Annotated in this window: 14 protein-coding genes; 7 read left to right on the forward strand and 7 right to left on the reverse strand. The window is 60.0% G+C overall.

What is annotated here, in order from left to right; all coding sequences use genetic code 11:
* Window positions 1–40: 40 nt before the first annotated feature.
* Window positions 41–382 (reverse strand): STAS domain-containing protein, encoded by a 342-nt coding sequence (locus LJD29_RS15115; protein ID WP_446742380.1) that lies wholly within the window; start codon window positions 380–382, stop codon window positions 41–43.
* A 124-nt stretch (window positions 383–506) separates the two neighbouring features.
* On the opposite strand from LJD29_RS15115, the gene mraY reads away from it, so the two are divergent.
* From mraY to murG, 4 genes are all read left to right on the forward strand, one after another.
* Window positions 507–1,643, forward strand: coding sequence for a phospho-N-acetylmuramoyl-pentapeptide-transferase (gene mraY, locus LJD29_RS15120; protein ID WP_446742381.1), 1,137 nt, complete (start codon window positions 507–509; stop codon window positions 1,641–1,643).
* Between the two features lie 66 nt (window positions 1,644–1,709).
* The gene (gene murD, locus LJD29_RS15125) at window positions 1,710–3,083 is read left to right on the forward strand and encodes a UDP-N-acetylmuramoyl-L-alanine--D-glutamate ligase (protein WP_446742382.1); all 1,374 of its coding nucleotides are present in this window, start codon (window positions 1,710–1,712) and stop codon (window positions 3,081–3,083) included.
* 16 nt (window positions 3,084–3,099) lie between these two features.
* Window positions 3,100–4,191, forward strand: coding sequence for a putative lipid II flippase FtsW (ftsW, locus tag LJD29_RS15130; protein WP_446742383.1), 1,092 nt, complete (start codon window positions 3,100–3,102; stop codon window positions 4,189–4,191).
* A gap of 4 nt (window positions 4,192–4,195) precedes the next feature.
* Window positions 4,196–5,281 (forward strand): undecaprenyldiphospho-muramoylpentapeptide beta-N-acetylglucosaminyltransferase, encoded by a 1,086-nt coding sequence (gene murG, locus LJD29_RS15135; RefSeq protein WP_446742384.1) that lies wholly within the window; start codon window positions 4,196–4,198, stop codon window positions 5,279–5,281.
* 84 nt (window positions 5,282–5,365) lie between these two features.
* On the opposite strand, the gene LJD29_RS15140 is transcribed toward murG, so the two are convergent.
* The 3 genes from LJD29_RS15140 to LJD29_RS15150 all read right to left on the reverse strand — a co-directional run bounded on the left by LJD29_RS15140 (window position 5,366) and on the right by LJD29_RS15150 (window position 8,456).
* On the reverse strand, window positions 5,366–6,034 hold the full coding sequence (locus LJD29_RS15140; protein ID WP_446742385.1) for a hypothetical protein: 669 nt from the start codon (window positions 6,032–6,034) through the stop codon (window positions 5,366–5,368).
* Between the two features lie 222 nt (window positions 6,035–6,256).
* On the reverse strand, window positions 6,257–6,592 hold the full coding sequence (locus LJD29_RS15145) for a hypothetical protein (RefSeq protein ID WP_446742386.1): 336 nt from the start codon (window positions 6,590–6,592) through the stop codon (window positions 6,257–6,259).
* Window positions 6,593–6,854: 262 nt separating this feature from the next.
* Complete coding sequence (locus LJD29_RS15150; protein ID WP_446742387.1) at window positions 6,855–8,456, reverse strand: carboxylesterase/lipase family protein; 1,602 nt, start codon at window positions 8,454–8,456, stop codon at window positions 6,855–6,857.
* Between the two features lie 55 nt (window positions 8,457–8,511).
* On the opposite strand from LJD29_RS15150, the gene murC reads away from it, so the two are divergent.
* From murC to LJD29_RS15165, 3 genes are all read left to right on the forward strand, one after another.
* Window positions 8,512–9,879, forward strand: coding sequence for a UDP-N-acetylmuramate--L-alanine ligase (gene murC / locus LJD29_RS15155; RefSeq protein WP_446742388.1), 1,368 nt, complete (start codon window positions 8,512–8,514; stop codon window positions 9,877–9,879).
* A gap of 98 nt (window positions 9,880–9,977) precedes the next feature.
* On the forward strand, window positions 9,978–12,434 hold the full coding sequence (locus LJD29_RS15160) for a glycoside hydrolase family 31 protein (RefSeq protein ID WP_446742389.1): 2,457 nt from the start codon (window positions 9,978–9,980) through the stop codon (window positions 12,432–12,434).
* Between the two features lie 86 nt (window positions 12,435–12,520).
* On the forward strand, window positions 12,521–14,047 hold the full coding sequence (locus tag LJD29_RS15165; RefSeq protein WP_446742390.1) for an FAD-dependent monooxygenase: 1,527 nt from the start codon (window positions 12,521–12,523) through the stop codon (window positions 14,045–14,047).
* Window positions 14,048–14,058: 11 nt separating this feature from the next.
* Here the strand turns inward: LJD29_RS15165 and LJD29_RS15170 are convergent, their stop codons facing one another.
* From LJD29_RS15170 to LJD29_RS15180, 3 genes are all read right to left on the reverse strand, one after another.
* A complete protein-coding gene (locus LJD29_RS15170; RefSeq protein WP_446742391.1) occupies window positions 14,059–14,319 on the reverse strand; it encodes a GlsB/YeaQ/YmgE family stress response membrane protein in 261 nt (86 codons plus the stop codon).
* A 131-nt stretch (window positions 14,320–14,450) separates the two neighbouring features.
* On the reverse strand, window positions 14,451–17,126 hold the full coding sequence (locus LJD29_RS15175; protein ID WP_446742392.1) for an ABC transporter permease: 2,676 nt from the start codon (window positions 17,124–17,126) through the stop codon (window positions 14,451–14,453).
* A 1-nt stretch (window position 17,127) separates the two neighbouring features.
* Window positions 17,128–17,496, reverse strand: a complete 369-nt coding sequence (locus LJD29_RS15180; protein WP_446742393.1) for a PadR family transcriptional regulator — start codon at window positions 17,494–17,496, stop codon at window positions 17,128–17,130.
* Window positions 17,497–17,524: the final 28 nt, after the last annotated feature.

Raw genomic sequence — 17,524 nt, forward strand, 5'->3', positions numbered from 1 at the left:
GGACTTCGTCCAGTGAATCCCTGATTCCTGAGCCCTGCCTTTAAAGCCTCTCCGCCTCGTCGACCGTCGCAGTCATCGGAATCAGGGCATCGACGTGCGTCAGCTCGAAAAGCTCAATCACCCGCGGAGTTGCACCCGAGGCGATCAGCTTGTGTCCCCGGCGTTGCGCTGAGACGTAGTAGTTGATGATGACGCCCATTCCGGCCGAGTCCATGTAGGGTACGCCCGCCAGGTCGAGGATCGTGACCGCCGGCTGTTCCCGGGCGAGTTCCGTCTTGAGCAGGATGAAGTTCCGCAGATTGAGGGGGCCGTCGAGACGCACGATACGAGTGCTGTCCGTCGTTCCTCTCGAAGCTGAGATGGTTAAGCTGTCCTGCGCCATAAACGTGAAAGCCCTGCGAGCCCTTCTCATTCATGGAGGGGCTTGATGTTACAACAGGTCGATTGATCGCCGAAGGCCGCTCCTGCCTTATGATGAACAGGACACCCACCTCGCCGGAGGAAGTTTGCTTTACTGGCTCTTATATCAAAAGCTGTTTCCGTACTTTCGACCCTTCCGGGTCTTCCGATACCTGACCTTCCGCACGGCTTTTGCAACCATCACCGCACTTTTGATTGCTCTGCTGGTCGGCCCCTACATCATACAGAAACTGCGGGAGTTTCAGATCGGCCAGTACATCCGCGAGGAGGGCCCGAAGGCTCACCAGAAAAAAGCGGGAACTCCGACCATGGGTGGCGTGCTGATCTGCATCGCCGTTCTGCTGCCCACACTTCTGTGGTCTGACCTGTCCAATCCGTTCGTCTGGATCACGGTCGGATCGACGCTCGCCTTCGGCCTTATCGGCTTCGCCGATGATTACATTAAGGTCGTGCACCGCCGGAACCTCGGCCTGACTTCGCGCGCCAAGATGGGGTACCAGATCCTCGCATCGCTCTGCGTCGCCGTCGCGCTGGTTGCACTGCAGACGCAGGGCAGCTACTCGACCCAGCTCTCCGTACCGTTTATCAAGAACTTCCGTCCGCATCTTCATATCGGGATGCTCTCGCATATTCCGCATCTCGCCCTGATCGCCTTCCTGCCCTTCGTGCTGTTCGTCGTGCTGGTGCTGGTGGCTTCGAGCAATGCCGTAAATCTGACCGACGGCCTCGACGGCCTCGCCATCGGTTGCACGATCATTACCGCCGGCGCCCTGACCGTACTCACTTATGTCAGCGGACACGTCGTCTTTTCCGACTATCTTGAACTGGCGCGTATGCCAATGGTCGGCGAGCTGACTATCTTCTGCGGATCCATGGTGGGGGCGAGCATCGGCTTCCTCTGGTACAACGCCCACCCGGCCGAGGTTTTCATGGGCGATGTTGGATCGCTCGCACTCGGCGGGGCGATCGGCACTGTCGCCGTCATTATCCGGCAGGAGCTTCTGCTGCCCCTCATTGGCGGCATTTTCGTCCTGGAAGCCGCTTCGGTTATTTTGCAGGTGGGTAGTTACAAGTTGCGGAAAGGGAAACGCATCTTCAAGATGGCGCCCCTCCACCATCACTTCGAGCTGCTCGGCTGGTCGGAGTCGAAGGTCATTGCCCGCTTCTGGATCCTCGCCCTGGTGTTTGCACTCTTTGCACTCACCACCCTCAAGCTCCGATAATCACAGTGCCGGACGTGCAACAATGGCCTGTCCGGCACGCCCTTCGATAAGATCAGAGTCGTGAACATGGAATTCAAAGGCAAAAAAGTCCTCGTCGTCGGGTTGGGTAAGTCTGGCCTCGCTGCCGCTCTATTTTTGCGCCGCCGGGGCGCGCAGGTGACCGTGTCCGATGTCCGCAGCGCCCAGGCGCTCGGCAAGGATCTGCCCGCGCTTCTGGACCAGGGCATCGCCGTCGAAGCCGGAGGCCACGGCCTTCTCACGTTTCGCCGCCAGGATCTGATCGTCGTCAGCCCCGGCGTCCCTCTCAATACGCCGGAACTGGCGCAGGTGCGCAACTTCGGCCTGCCGATCATCGGCGAAATCGAGCTGGCCTCGCAGTACCTGAAGGGCAAAACCATTGCCATCACCGGATCGAACGGCAAGACGACGACCACCAGCCTTTGCGGAGAGATTCTAGCGGCTGCGGGGCTGCCGGTTACAGTTGGCGGCAACATTGGCATTCCGGTCATCGCGCTGGTCGACGAGTCCCGCGAAGATGGCTGGTCGGTGCTTGAAATCTCGAGCTTCCAGCTTGAAACGACCCAGACCTTCCGTCCGGATATCGCCGTCATCCTCAATGTCACCCCCGACCACCTCGATCGCCACGGCAGCTTTGAGAACTACGTCGCGGCGAAGGAAAAGATCTTCGCGAACCAGAACGCGGACGACGCCTTGGTACTGAATGCCGACGACGATGTGACCCATCGCGCCGCCGCCCGCGCAAAGAGCCGCGTCTACTGGTTCAGTGCAAAGCGTGTCGTTCGCCAGGGCGCTTTCGTTCACGAGGGAGCCATCGTCTACCGCGCCTCGGAGCCGTCCGCGCCGGAGTTCATCCTCAAGCTCGATTCGATCCCGCTGAAGGGTTCGCATAATGTCGAGAATGTTCTCGCCGCCGTCTGCGCCGCGCGCCTCGCCGGGGTTGAAGCCGAGGCCATTCGTGCTGCGGTCGAGAGCTTCCGCGCCGTCGAGCACCGGCTGGAGTTTGTAGCCAGCGTCAACGGCGTCGCCTACTACAACGACTCCAAGGCGACCAACGTGGACGCCGCCATCAAGGCTATCGCCGCCTTCCCGCAGGGTATTCACCTGATCCTGGGCGGCAAGGACAAAGGTTCCGATTACCGTACGATGCGTCCGCTGATCCAGGAGCGGGTGCGCACGGTCTACACCATCGGGGCCGCTGCCGAAAAGATCACCACGCATCTGGAAGGCGCAGCGCCGCTTGTAGCCGCGGGCACCCTCGAAGATGCTCTGCAGAAGGCTGCCGAGTCGGCCAAGCCGGGTGACGTGGTGCTGCTTGCCCCGGCCTGCTCCAGCTTTGACCAGTTTGAGAATTACGAGCATCGCGGCAGGGTATTCAAGGAACTCGTGCAGGGTATCGCGCAGGTAGTGCCTAGCCGATGAAGGAAACCGGGGGCCCATGGCAAAACGCGTCGGTGTAGATAAGTGGCTCTACGGAGCCACGCTGATGCTGGTTGTCGTCGGCCTGCTCATGGTCTTCAGCGCGTCGGCGGTCATGGCCAGCCAGCGCTTCGGCTCTCCTTACTTCTTCGTCATCCGCCAGTCGGAGTGGGCGGCGCTTGGCCTGACCGCCATGACGCTCCTGATGAAGGTGGACTATCGGATCTACAACCGGCCCAACGTGGTCTTTCCAGCTATCGGCACTACGGTCGTCGCGCTGCTGATCGCTTTCTTCATGCACGACTCGCATGGCGCGCACCGGTGGATCCGCTTCGGCCCTCTCTCGTTCCAGCCGTCGGAGATTGCCAAGCCCGTACTCATCCTCTTCCTTGCCTGGTTTTTGCAGAACCGCATGGACTCAATCGAGGACATCAGGGGTACGATTCTGCCTGCCGCTCTGCCCAGCCTGCTCTTCATTGCGCTGATTCTTAAGGAGCCCGATCTGGGTACAGCGCTGGTCTGCGCCACCGTTACCGCCTTGTTGCTCTACCTTGCCGGTATGAATATGAAGTGGCTCGGTGTGGCTGCCGTGGCAGCAGCTCCGGTGCTTTACTTCATGCTCTTCAGGGTCAAATGGCGCCGTGATCGCCTTCTGGCCTTCATGAATCCCGAGTCGGACCCCCGGGGCAAAGGCTTTCACATCATTCAGTCGCTGATCGCGGTAGGAACTGGCGGCTTTCATGGACTGGGTTACATGGACGGCGTGCAGAAGCTCTTTTACCTGCCCGAGTCCCATACGGACTACATCTTTGCAAACCTGGCCGAAGAGCTGGGGCTGATCGGGGCGCTGGTCGTCATCGGCCTGTTCGCGACCCTTGGCTACCGCGGCATGCGTGCAGCCATTCTTTCGAAGGATCCGTTTGCGCGCTTTCTTGCCTTTGGCATCACCGCAACGCTGCTCATCCAGGCCTTCTTCAATATCAGTGTCGTACTGGCTCTCGTCCCCACGAAGGGCATTACCCTCCCGCTCGTCTCCTACGGTGGCACTTCGCTGTTCATCGTTCTGGCGTCGATCGGCGTTCTGCTCAACATCACCCGTGAGGTCGATTAGGGACATGCGCATTGCCATCGCCGGAGGCGGTACCGGCGGTCACATCATTCCAGCTGTTGCCATCGCGGACGAACTTCGTATCCGGCACGGCGCCGATGTTCTCTTCATCGGCACACCGAGGGGCCTCGAATCGAAGCTTGTTCCGCAGGCTGGTTATCCATTGGAGCTGATCCACGTCGGTCAGCTCAACAACGTCTCACTGGCCACGAAAGCGCGAACGCTCCTCGACCTGCCGCTTGGCTTTGTACGCTGCCGCAAGCTGCTTCAGGACTTTCGTCCGCACACGGTTATCGGTGTAGGTGGATATGCCTCCGGTCCGGCGATGGGCGCGGCGCTGATGCTCGGTCTGCCCACGCTGGCTTTTGAGCCGAACGCGTATCCGGGTCTCGCCAACCGGCTGATCGGCAAGCGTGTCAGTGCTGCGGCCATCAACTTCGAAGCCGCGAAGAAGTTTTTCCGCAACGCTGAAGTGACGGGGATTCCGGTTCGAAAGGCGTTCTTCGAACTGCCGCCGAGATCTGCCTCGGCACCGCCTCACCTGCTCGTCTTTGGCGGCAGCCAGGGGGCGCGCATCCTGAACACGATCATGCCCCGGATCGCTGCTCCACTGCTCGAAGCGGTGCCCGGACTCACCATCCTGCATCAGGCTGGCGCCCGCCACGCCGAGGCGACACTCGCCGCTTACCAGGCGAGTAATGCTCCGGTCGATCGCTGGCAGGTCCACGCATTCCTTGACGATATGCCTCGCCGTTTTGCCGCCGCTGACCTCGTTCTGTCCCGCAGCGGGGCCAGTACTGTTGCCGAACTCGCTGCGGCGGGCAAGCCCTCTTTGCTCATTCCGTTTCCGCAGGCCGCCGATGACCATCAGCGGAAGAACGCCGAGGTGCTGGCACTGGCCGGAGCCGCGACGATGCTGCTCGAATCGAACCTGACCGAAGAGCTGCTTCAGAACGATCTCAAGCGCCTCCTGCTGGATCCGTTGGCCCTGGAACTGATGTCGGTCACGGCGAGGGGGCTGGCGCATCCCGATGCCACACAGAAGATCGCCGAGATGGCGGTGGCCATCCAGGCGGAGAAGCGATTCGTCTAGCTTCTTGAGCTGGAAGCGTTATTTCTAGCTTTCAGGGACAGAAAAAGGCCCACTCCGAAGAGTGGGCCTTTTGTTTACTTCTACTTAGCGGTGTCCGCCGCCGCCGTGACCGCCACCACCGCCGTGGAAGCCGCCACCACCACCGCCGTGGAACCCACCGGCGCTACCACCATGGAAGCCGCCTGCGCTGCCGCCGTGATATCCGCCGCCGTTAAACCCATGCGCTCCACCAGCGTAGCCGCCATGGTATCCGCCGGCATAACCACCGTGATATCCACCACCGTAGCCGCCGCGGTATCCGCCACCGTAACCACCGTGGTATCCGCCGTAGCCGCCGCGATATCCGCCGCCCCAGCCGCCGCGGTAACCACCGCCCCAGCCACCGCGATAGCCCCAGCCAGCACCATGCCAGCCGTAGCCGTAACCGCGCCAGCCGCCGAAGTAGCCTACGTGACCCCAGCCCCAGCCCCACGGATGGCCATACCAGCCACCGAACCACGGGCCCGCGCCGATGAAGATGCCGTTCGAAAACCAGTCTGCGCCGTAGTAACCATAGGGAGCGCAGCTATACGGGTAGTAAGAGTAATAACCCCACTCGCAGGACGGAGCGGCGCCGACAACTACCGGAGCCGGGTAATCGACCACCGGTCCAATGCCGATACCGACCGCAATCTGCGCGTTTGCCTTGGCAGGAACCATTGCCATCGGAACCGCCAGCAAAACCAGAATCGCTAAAGAGCGCAGGATACGCATGTCTCTGAAACCTCCATCACGCTGCCGCCAATCTTTCGTCGCCGGGAGCGCGTGGCCGGTGAGCCTTCCTTCCTGGAATCTCGCCTGCCTGTCTATACAAACACAGATGCGGGGAATAGTTGCGGGGATTGCGAAAAGAAGCACCGGCGTAGACGCCGTAAAAATCGAACCCCCGGATGCTGTTTGGCATCCGGGGGGCGAGTGGGTACGTAAGTAAGGGTCTTACCGGCGGAAACCGCGTCCGCCACGGCCTTCAAATCCATGATCGTACCCGCGGCCGTAAAACTGGTGGTCGTAATGGCCGCCATAATAACCGCGCGGGGCGTAGTAGTCATGGCGAGCCCAGCGTCCCGGAACCCAGATGCCGGCGTTGTAATAACCGGCGGTCCAGAAATATCCATCCCCCGGGCAGGGAGGAATGTAGTTGTCGGCATAAACCGGTGCAGGAACTCCTACGGCGATGCCGAAACGAACCTGGGCATCGGCGGGCTTGGCGGCTACAGCTCCGGCAGCAGCGACGATGCCGGTAAGTGCGAGAGTACGAAGAAAGCCTTTCATGATGAGAGCTCCTTTCCAGCCCGGTGTCGAACTGCTTTCGATCGCCGGAAACCGTCTGTTCGGTTGAGCTTTGCTCTTCCGAACCGCTCTGGTTGTACAAACACGGATGTGATGGAAAGTTGCGCACTAAGTCACGGAGAGAAGTCTCGGAAACGGCAGGCGCGGGCTTCAGCCTGCGCACAAAGTCATGCCACCAAGCGCGGCTTCAGCCGCTGAGGAGATCGACCTCAGGGCTGAAGGCCCATTGAAGAGACCCGCGCGACTAGCGCTTCTCACACGTGGGTACTTTTCCCGATGCAGGCCAGAGATCTTCGAAGACATGCATCGATCCGTAAGGCAGCTTCTTCACGCTCAACGTATCGCCGAAATCCATGTAAGGTGTTTCATCGTCGGAGCCGATGCGCGTCCAGTCAGAGCTTTGCATCAGCCGAGGATCTCCCGTCCGTGCGAAGTGAACCCACGCGGTCATCATCTGGTCGGAGAGCCGATGGTCGAGCGACTCGTATCCGTCGCGCTGCGTGTCTCCGAAGACGTACCGAACCTCGTTGCCATGCGTCGCGCCGGTCTTCTGATTTGCCGGAGCCACGCGGCTGAAGCGGTAGAGATAGCCATGCTGCGTCCGCGCCAGCTCAAAGCTGCCGTAGAGAAAGAAGGCGTCAGTCACCACGCGATCCGCAGCAGGCAGAACGTCTTTGTCGGTCTTGGCCGGATATGCTTCGCGCATCTGCCGTCCGCACGGCGCGTAGGTCTTCGCAAGGTACTCGTCGTATTCCGGCATCGTCTTCGGGGCGAAGCTGCCGAGGAAGACCGTGCCTTCATCGGCATTCGTTCCCACCATCACTGGAATCCGCATCGCCTTGCCGTTGGCGTAAAGCTTCGCGTGCTGTTCGGGCACAACGTAGCCATCGGTAAAGGCCCACCATGGCGAGTCGATGGCATCGGGATTCTGTGTATGTCCTTCCGGCTTAAGGCGCACGTGGCCGCTGCCGCCGGGGCCGAAGAGTTTCTTCACGGCTGCATCGGCTTTGTCCATCACCTCCTGCACGGAGGCGTTGCGTAACTCCGCGATATTCGGAGCGACCGCCAGCCCCACCGTATCCATGGAAGTGAGTCCGCGCACCTCGCGCGTGCGCTCCGGGTCAGGTGTGAACAGCCCCGAAGGGCTTTCAAGAATGGCTTTATCGAACACTCCCTGCGCCAATGGAGAGACCATCAGGTAGCCGATGGCGGTTGCGCCCGCCGATTCTCCAAAGACGGTGATGTTGCGCGCGTCGCCGCCAAATGCCGTGATGTTGTCGCGCACCCAGCGCAGCGCGGCGATCTGGTCCATCAGTCCGTAGTTGCCCGAGGCGTGATGCGGCGACTCGGCGGTGAGACCGGGATGCGCCAGAAATCCGAATACGCCCAGACGGTAGTTGACCGTGACGACCACGGCTCCGTGCGAAGCTAGCCGGGCTCCGTCGATGTTTCCTGAGCCATTGAGGAAGCCGCCGCCGTGCAGGTAAACCATGACCGGGGCGGCGATGGAGGGTGATAGCGACGGCGTCCAGACATTCAGGTAGAGGCAGTCTTCACTCATCTCCGATGGAGGAATCTTTGCCCAGGATTGCGGCTGCATGCAGGCCGGTCCATAGCTCTTTACCATCCGCACCGGGCCCCAGGGCGTGACCGGCTGCGGCTCGCGCCAGCGGCGGTCGCCGGTCGGCGGCGCAGCGTAGGGGATTCCCAGGAAGGCCATTGGCCCCGCGTCGTCGTATGTCCCCTCAAGATCTCCAGCCGCGATGTGCACATGCGGCGGCGCAGGCTGTGCAGTGAGAACGAAGGCGGCGGACAGCAGGCAGAGCGAAAACAGACGGAATCGCATGGCGCTGTCCAGACTATCGCAAGCGGTTTGACGATAGCATGGAAGAAACGCCTTTATGTTTCTTAAAGCCCAGCGCATTCACTTTATCGGAATCGGCGGCATCGGCATGAGCGGCATCGCCGAGATCCTGCTCAACCTAGGCAATACTGTCAGCGGGTCAGACCTGCGACGTACGCCCACCACCGACCGCCTCGTCGCGCTTGGCGCGACCGTCTTCGAGGGGCATGTGGCCGCGAACGTCGTCGGAGCCAACGTCATCGTGGTGAGCTCGGCCATCAACGAGCACAATCCCGAGGTGATAGAGGCACGGCGCCGCAAGATTCCCGTCATTCTGCGGGCGGAGATGCTGGCCGAGCTGATGCGCCTGAAATACGGCATCGCCGTTGCCGGCATGCACGGTAAGACCACGACCACGTCGATGATCGCAACCGTATTAGCCGCCGGAGAACTCGACCCCACGGTCGTTGTCGGTGGACGCGTGGACGCGCTCGGCTCGAACGCACGCCTCGGCAAGTCGCAGTACCTCGTCGCCGAAGCCGATGAGAGCGACCGCTCCTTCCTGAAGCTGTCGCCGATTCTCGCCGTCGTGACCAACCTCGACCGCGAGCACATGGATTGCTATCGCGACATGGCCGACGTGGAGAACGCCTTCATCGAGTTCATGGATCGCGTGCCTTTCTACGGAGCTTGCGTCGCCTGCCTCGACAACCCCATGCTGGCGGCCATTCTGCCGCGGGTGCGCCGCCGAGTCTTTACCTACGGCACCAACTCCAGCGCGGATTACGTGCTGCGCATGCTGCCGCTCGCGGGCGACGCACGCGCACGCTTCGAGGTCGCAGCCGATGAGGTTGTTCTCGGCCCGTTTGAACTGCACGTGCCCGGCATGCACAACGTGCTGAACGCGACCGCGGCGGTTGCCATCGCGGCGCAGCTCGAGATCGGCTCCGACGCCATCGCGCAGGGGCTGAAGAACTTTCGTGGCGTCGATCGCCGCTTTCAGCTCAAGGGCTGCGTGCGAAACATCTCCGTCATCGACGACTACGGGCATCACCCTACCGAGATTCGCGCTACTCTCCGTGCCGCGCGCGAGTGCGGATACGGTCGCATCCACGTCATCTTTCAGCCGCACCGCTACAGCCGCACCCGCGACCTGATGCACGAGTTTGCAACGTGTTTCGATGACGCCTCTACCGTCGAAATGCTGGACATCTATGCCGCGAGCGAAGAGCCGATTCCCGGCATTACCACCCAGGCCCTGGTGGCGGATATCGGACGGCGTGAGGATGTGAAGTACGCGGCCAGCGCCGAGGAAGCAGTGGCGGAAGTGGTAGCCCGCGCGCAGGATGGCGACGCCATCGTGACGCTCGGGGCAGGAAATGTCTCGCAGATTGCACCGCTGGTGCTGGAGAAGCTGAACCGCTGACGCGAATCTATCTGGACAGTGCATCCATGGGCCTCATACAATTCCGCTGCTTTCTAACGCAGTGAAATCTCTGTCATCTGACGATTGTTGAGAGGCCCATGCGACATCCGCTTCGAGCGTTTTCTTCTGCCTTTTTGCGTTCTTCCTCTGTTGTCAAAATCTTTGCGTGTCTCGCTGCCGGGATAGCGCTTTCTTCCTCTATTCTTCACGCACAGGACAACTTCACCCTCGAGCGCAACGGCAAGACGCTGGTGCTCGAACCGTATGCTCCGAACGTTCTGCGCGTCACCATGAGCGACACCAAGGCAGCAGCATCGACAGCGCCCGGTTATGGCTTCATCGGCAAACCTGCCATGGCAGGATGGTCGCACGAGGCGGATCCCGCTGGTGGTGACGTATTCCGCTCCGGCGAAATGGTTGTGCACATCACGCCGGATCATCAGCCGGAGTCCGCGCTGCCGCACCGCATGCCGCTCGATCAGCTCAATGAGGACCTGCGCCAGCAGTACTTCGGCGGAGGCCATCACGCAGGCCCGAACTTCGACGCCATCTCCGTGACCACGCCGTCAGGCAAGACGCTGCTCAACATGCGCAGCTGGTCGATGAATCCGAACAAGCCGGATTCCGTTACGGTATCGACGAAATACAAGAACGAGCCCGGCTACCGGGTTTCCGCCATCTTCGATTCGCCCGTTGGCGAACATTACTACGGGCTTGGACAGCAGCAGCAGGGCTGGCTCGACCTGCGCGACCACCGCATCGATTGCTGGCATGACTATGTCGCACCTGGCGGACAGAACGTCTGCGTGCCGTTCATGGTTTCGAGCAATGGCTACGGCATCGTCTGGGACAATCCCTCGAAGACCACCATCGACCTCGGCTTCAACCAGCAGAACGTCTGGACGTCAGAGGTAGGCGACCGCGTTTCGTTCTTCATCATTGCGGGCGATAAGGTAGACGACATTTACAAGGGCTACCGCGAGATTACCGGCATCACGCACATGTTGCCGCGTGGCGTTTACGGATATATCCAGAGCAAGGCGATCTATTCGTCACAGCAGCAGATCATGGATGTTGCGAAAGGGTATCGCGACCGCAACCTGCCGCTCGACGTGCTGGTCGTTGACTTCCTCAACATGACGCGTCAGGGTGAGATGGATCTCGATCCGAAGCGCTGGCCCGATCCCGCGGCAATGAACGATCAACTGCACCAGATGGGCATCTCCACGCTGCTCAGCGTATGGCCACACTTCGCTCCCGGCACGCGCTACTACGACATGCTGAAGGAGAAGGGCTATCTCATCAATCACGCCGATGGGTCACCCGACATGGGCGGCAATCCCAATACCGTCGGCCCCAACATCGATACGACAAATCCGGAAGCGTCACGATTCTGGTGGGAATCGATCCGTGACCGTTACATTAAGCCGTTTCACTTTGACTACCTGTGGCTCGACGAAACCGAGCCCGATATCAACCCCTACAACGATTTCTTCTACGTTGGCTCAGGCAAGCGCTTCTTCAACATCTATCCGCTCTTTCACACGGCTTCGGTGTACGAAGGTTTCCGCCGCGATTTTGGAGACAGCCGCCGCGTCATGATCCTCGCTCGCGCCGCCTACACCGGAGCACAGCGCAACGGCACCATCTTCTGGTCGAGCGATATCACGTCTACATGGGACATGCTCAGGCGTTCGATTCCTGCCGGCCTCAATTTCACTGCATCCGGCATGCCTTACTGGGATACCGATATTGCCGGATTCTTCTCGCCAATACTGCCAGCTAACTATCACGCTGCGCACAAACCACTCATCGATCCATCTGACGTGCGCGACAACGTAGATCGCTACGAGGACTATCCTGAACTCTTCGTGCGCTGGTACGAGTGGGGAGCGTTTCATCCCATCATGCGCGCGCACGGCGAGCGTCCGCATAACGAAGTCTGGGCGTACGGAAAGCAGGCCGAGCCAATTCTCGAAAAGTACCTAAAGCTGCGCTACCAGCTGTTGCCGTACACCTACTCACTTGCATACGGTTCCTACCAGACCGGCGCGCCGTACACGCGTGCGTTGTTCATGGATTTCCCGAACGATCCGAATGTCTCCAACATCCCGGATGAATATATGTACGGTCCGGCTTTCCTCGTTGCTCCTGTGACCGAACAGGGAGCAACCGAGCGCAAGGTATACCTGCCCGCCGGCAGCGACTGGTACAACTACTGGACCAATGAACGCGTGAAGGGCGGCCAGACCATCACGGTTTCCGCTCCGATTGATACGCTGCCGCTCTTCGTGCGCGCAGGCTCCATCATTCCGATGGGCGCTCCTGTCGAGAGCGCGCAGCAGAAGGATGCGGTCACCTCGGTGCGTGTCTATCCTGGTGCGGACGCAGACTTCACTCTCTTCGCTGATGACGGTACGACCTACGCCTATGAGAAAGGTGAAGGTGCGATCACGAAGCTGCACTGGAATAACGCAAGCCACAAGCTTGAGCACTCCGGTGCATCAGCTTGGAGCGCTTCCGATAAGTCCGTCGTCGAAGTGATCGGTCGCTAGAGTAATAAATAAAAGACACCCTGCTTCGAAAGAAGCAGGGTGTCTTTTATTTGCACGAAAGCTCGTCAGGATATATTCAAGTTCTTATGGCTGAAAACAATGTTCAGGTGTTGATCGCTGGAGCTGGCCCCACCGGCCTTGCCCTGGCCTGCGATCTCGCGCGCCGCGGCGTGGCATTTCGCATCATCGATAAATCTCCGCAACCCTTCATAGGGTCGAAGGGAAAAGGCCTGCAGCCGCGCACGCTTGAAGTGATGGACGACTTTGGCATCATCGAACAGGTATTGAACAATGGAAAGTTTCACCTTCCGTTTCGCGCTTATGAAGATGGCAAGGCGCTGGGCGAACTGGATATGCATGCCGGCCGCTATCCCACGCCGAACACGCCATATGCCAGCCCATTGATCACTCCGCAGTGGCGTACGGAAGAGGCTTTGCGCGGATTGCTTGAGCGTAGCGGCGGAAAGGTCGATCAGGGCACCGAGTTGGTATCCATCGAGCAGAACGATGTGTCTGTCTCGGCGACGCTGCTGCACGAGGGGCGTGAAGAGCACATCCGCTGCGATTATCTCGTGGCGTGCGATGGAGGAAAGAGTTTCGTACGCCACTTCCTGCAGGTGCCATTCGAGGGCGAGACATGGAAGGATGAGCGCATGTATCTCGGAGATGTGCGCTTGCGCGGACTCGATCGTGAAGCCTGGCACTCTTGGGCGAAGCATCCGGCGGGGTGGCTCGCGCTGTGTCCGTTGCCATCGACTGACACGTTTCAGTTGCAGGCGATGATTCCGGTGGGTGAAGAGCGTGAGCCATCGCTCGAACTCTACCGCGAGATCGTGAAGGAACGCACCGAAGGCATGGATATCGAGCTGACCGAGGCGCCGTGGCTGTCGCTCTATCGCGTCAATATCCGCATGGTGTCGAAGTATCGCGTCGGCCGCGTTTTCCTGGCAGGAGATGCCGCGCATGTTCACTCTCCCGCTGGCGGCCAGGGCATGAACACCGGCATCCAGGATGCCTACAATCTCGGCTGGAAGCTTGCAGCCGTTTTGCGCGGTGCTCCCGACGGGCTGCTCGATACATACGAAGAAGAACGCCTGCCGGTTGCGGCCGATGTGCTGGGCATTAGCACTATGCTGCATCGCACCATGCTCTCAGACGAGGAGCAGCGTGTACGAAGGGAGGCGATCACATTGCAGCTGGGCATCACGTACAAGGAAAGATCGCTCAGCAGAACATCCGGACAGAGCACACTGAAGCTTGCAGCAGGAGAGCGTGCGCCCGATGCGCGGGGAGTGAACGCGACAGGTGATGCGATACGGCTCTTCGATTTGTTCCGCGGTCCTCACTTCACACTCCTGCATCTTTTCGGAGCTCAAGGAGCTTCGCCTCGGTTGCCGATGCAGGGTGTCAGATTCGTGAATGTGAGCCAGAAGCCTGTCACCGATGCTGCGGGAGCTGAGGTTTTTGTGGATACCGAAGGACATCTCGAAGCAGCGTATGGCGGAGCCGGAGAGTTCGCGCTGGTGCGCCCCGACGGATACATCTGCTGGATTGGAGACCGGCAGCATCTCGCCGATCTCCAGAAGTATTTCAAACTCGTAGCGCTGGCTTAGAGTCGAGGAAGTTACGCAGCAGCGGCTTTTCCTTTGAACAATCGATAGATCCCAAGCAGGATCAGGGCGCCGACGAGGGACATGATGAAGCCGGCGCTCTGGCCCTCCTGATACCAGCCCAATGCGCGTCCCAGGTAGCCGGCCAGCAGCGAGCCGGCGATGCCGATCAGCATCGTCACAAAGATGCCGCCCGGATCCTTACCAGGCATAATGAGTTTTGCGAGGGCTCCAATAACGAGCCCGATGATAGCCATCCAAAGCCAATGCAGCATACTGCCTCCGTGGTTGTGTGATCGCAGCCCCTCTGCGGATGGCCGCAATCATAACCCAGCGCGGCTCCGGTTCGATCAGGAAATAGGCGCAACCACCATCTGGCCACAAGTTGTTTTCGGAGGCGGGCTTGTTACTCCGCTCGCAAGGCATGCATGGGGTCAACGAGTGCGGCTGTTCGCGCGGGAATGAAGCTCGCAGCCAGTACGGCTACGCTCAACATGGCTGCGACGGCAAGAAGCGTCGCCGGATCCCATGCAGAGACACCGAAGAGCAGTCCATGCAGCAGCGATCCAGCAGCCAGTGAACAGACGATACCCACGGCCATTCCCGTCAGCGCCAGCCGTACTGCTTCACCCAGCACCATGCGGTGAATGGTGCTGCGCTGCGCTCCCAGCGCCATGCGCACACCTATCTCCCGCGTGCGCTGACTGACGGAGTAGGCGATGACTCCGTAAAGGCCGACCACGCCGAGTAAGAGGGCCATCCAGGCGAAACAACCCACCACCCACGCCGACGCGCGATGCATGTAAGCAGAAGGTGAGTCATGAATGCGCTCCGCCATGGTCTCGCCATCCGAGGGGGTGATGTTCTGATTCAGGTGGCGTAGCGATTTTACGATTGAAGGAAGCGCGCTTTCGACGTCTTGCGACGTACGGACAATCACGAAGAAGCTGGCATTCGGCAATTGACGGAAGGGTTCATAGAATGCGGGCCTGGTCTCCGTATCGAGTTGACCTTCTTTGATGTCATCGATCACACCTACGATTTCAACGGCATCTCCGCCTGGAAAACTCAGCCTTGAGCCGATCGGACTTTTCGTGCCGAAGAAGCGCTTTGCCAGCGAGTGATTAACGACGGCTACGTAAGGGCTCTTTGCGTCGTCATGCACGCTAATGCCACGGCCCTGCAGGAGAGGCGCTTTCAGTGTTGAGAAGTAGTCTTCGCTCACCCATCGTCCATTGGCCTCGGGTGTACCGAGGTCAGGCATATCCGGGAATGAGATTGGCGATAGGCCATCGCCATCGCCTACCGGTGCGTCAGTTGTGATCGCTGCCGATTTCGTTCCTGGCAGTGCGCGAAGCGTCGCCAGTACCTCATCTGCAAGCGCATTCTCCTGCTCATCGCCATCGGAGGCGGGAGGTGGAGCAGTGCAGCCAGCCGGTCTTTCGCCTTCGCGGGCGCATGGCTGCGTCATGACGTGAAGCACTGCGAGATTGTCGATGTCCATGCCTGTGTCCACCTGTGAGAGGCGATAAAAACTCTGGCCCAGCAATCCGGCGCACACCAGCAGCACCATGGCAGTCGCCAGTTCGACGGCGACCAGGTTTGAGCCGAAGCGCTTCCACACATTGTTCGTGCCACTGCGTCCACCGTCAGCCAGGCCGTCGCGCATGTTGTTTGTAGCGAGGCGGAGCATCGGAGTCAGCGTGCAGACCACGGTGATGACACACGAGAGCGCGACAGCCGCAGCGATCATATGCCCATTCAGCGTGATGTGTTCAAGGTAAGGCATCGCCTGCATGCGGTTTGCGGGTATCAGCGACTTCAGCATCCGGATGCCGAGCAGCGCGAGCGCAAGGCCAACTGCGGTTGCACTCGATGCAAGAAGCAGCCCTTCGGTAAGGAACTGCCATGCCAGGCGTGTGGTGCTGGCCCCCAGTGCATTGCGCAGGGCTATCTCACGACGCCTTTTTTCGGCGCGAACCATCAACAAACTGGCAACATTGGTGATGGCTATTAAGAGCAGAAGAGCTGCACCGGCCAGCAGCATTTCCAGCAACGGACGGATGTCTCCCACGATCACATCGCTGAGCGGTAGAACAGTGGCTCCGCGGCGAAAGTTCGACTGCGGATTCTCCTTTTCAAGCTGGGCTGCGATGTTGTTCATCTCCGCGCTGGCTGCGGCGATCGACGCGCCCTGCCTGAGCCGTGCAATGCCGTAGGCATTATGGCAACCGCGCATCTGGTTACAGCCGGCAGAGGAGGCAATCACCCAGAAATCTGTCGCATCGGTCGGGGCAAATTGAAAGCTTCGCGGCAGCACTCCAATGATTGTGGTGCTCACTCCATTGAGACTCAGCGCGCGTCCCACCACATGCGTGTCGCTGCTGAAGCGCTTCTGCCACGCGGCATAGCTCAGGATGACAAGGTTTGAAGACGAGGAACGATCCTCGCCTTCACGAAAATCACGGCCGATGATCGGAGCAACACCGAGCGTGCGGAAGAAGCCGCTGCTGACAGCGGTTCCGAGTACGCGTTCGCCACCCTCGGGCGTATCCAGCACAAAGTCGCCCCCGGAATTGAAGTCGAGAGAACGAGCCGAATAGAAGGCGACTGACTCAAAGACATGATTGCGCCGTTTCCAATCCAGGTAGTCAAGCCATGAAAGATGAAAACGTGGTCCCGCGGGAATGCTCTCGAATAAATTCACCAGCCGCGATGGCTGCGCATAAGGCAATGGCCGGATCAGTGCTGCATCTACAAAGGCAAAGATAGTGAGAGCCGCTCCCATGCCAAAGGCAAGAACTAGAATCGCCGTTAGCGCGAAGGATGGATTTTTGTGAAGTTGCCGCAGCGCATAGCGCAGGTCGCGCGAAAGGTTTTCGAACCACTCGCTGCGTCCCCGAAGATAAAACCGCTCCTGCGCTTCGCGCACGTTGCCGAAGGTGCGAATGGCCTGGTAACGGGCCTCGTCATGGGTCACCCCTTCACGTTCGAGCTCATCGGCTTCCAGTTCGAGATGCGAGCGGATCTCCGCGGCGAAATCCGCTTCACTGCGTTTACGGCGAAACAGATTACGGAGCATCTTACGCCCCCTCGTTCTGCGGGCCCTTGTTGTTCAAAATCAACCCGATGGCGCGCGCCAGCCGCTCCCACTCGCTGGTCTTCTCGGCCAGCTGCGCGCGGCCTTTGGTGGTGAGCGTGTAGAAGCGCGCTTTGCGGTTATTCTCGCTTACGCCCCACTTTGCGGAGATCCACTTTCTGTCTTCGAGCCGCTGCAGCGCGAGGTAAAGCGAGCCGTGATCGACAAAGAGAACTTCTTCCGACTGCCGCTGGATCAGGCGCGCCACGCCCTGTCCATGGCACGGGCCCATAACCAGCGTCTTCAGAATCAGCAGGTCGAGCGTGCCCTGTAGCAGGGCCACGCGGTCATCGGTTTTCTTTTGGGTTGTCATCCGACCCAAGTATCCGCTCGCTTGGGTC

Origin of the sequence: Silvibacterium acidisoli (assembly GCA_022870745.1) — a bacterium.
Taxonomy (GTDB): Bacteria; Acidobacteriota; Terriglobia; order Terriglobales; family Acidobacteriaceae; genus Silvibacterium.

What these genes read in the sequence shown, in the direction of transcription:
- LJD29_RS15115 (WP_446742380.1), bottom strand. Translation starts at nt 382, where the DNA reads ATGGCGCAGGACAGCTTAACCATCTCAGCTTCGAGAGGAACGACGGAC.
- murD (WP_446742382.1), top strand. Translation starts at nt 1,710, where the DNA reads ATGGAATTCAAAGGCAAAAAAGTCCTCGTCGTCGGGTTGGGTAAGTCT.
- ftsW (WP_446742383.1), top strand. Translation starts at nt 3,100, where the DNA reads ATGGCAAAACGCGTCGGTGTAGATAAGTGGCTCTACGGAGCCACGCTG.
- murG (WP_446742384.1), top strand. Translation starts at nt 4,196, where the DNA reads ATGCGCATTGCCATCGCCGGAGGCGGTACCGGCGGTCACATCATTCCA.
- LJD29_RS15140 (WP_446742385.1), bottom strand. Translation starts at nt 6,034, where the DNA reads ATGCGTATCCTGCGCTCTTTAGCGATTCTGGTTTTGCTGGCGGTTCCG.
- LJD29_RS15145 (WP_446742386.1), bottom strand. Translation starts at nt 6,592, where the DNA reads ATGAAAGGCTTTCTTCGTACTCTCGCACTTACCGGCATCGTCGCTGCT.
- LJD29_RS15150 (WP_446742387.1), bottom strand. Translation starts at nt 8,456, where the DNA reads ATGCGATTCCGTCTGTTTTCGCTCTGCCTGCTGTCCGCCGCCTTCGTT.
- murC (WP_446742388.1), top strand. Translation starts at nt 8,512, where the DNA reads ATGTTTCTTAAAGCCCAGCGCATTCACTTTATCGGAATCGGCGGCATC.
- LJD29_RS15160 (WP_446742389.1), top strand. Translation starts at nt 9,978, where the DNA reads ATGCGACATCCGCTTCGAGCGTTTTCTTCTGCCTTTTTGCGTTCTTCC.
- LJD29_RS15165 (WP_446742390.1), top strand. Translation starts at nt 12,521, where the DNA reads ATGGCTGAAAACAATGTTCAGGTGTTGATCGCTGGAGCTGGCCCCACC.
- LJD29_RS15170 (WP_446742391.1), bottom strand. Translation starts at nt 14,319, where the DNA reads ATGCTGCATTGGCTTTGGATGGCTATCATCGGGCTCGTTATTGGAGCC.
- LJD29_RS15175 (WP_446742392.1), bottom strand. Translation starts at nt 17,126, where the DNA reads ATGCTCCGTAATCTGTTTCGCCGTAAACGCAGTGAAGCGGATTTCGCC.
- LJD29_RS15180 (WP_446742393.1), bottom strand. Translation starts at nt 17,496, where the DNA reads ATGACAACCCAAAAGAAAACCGATGACCGCGTGGCCCTGCTACAGGGC.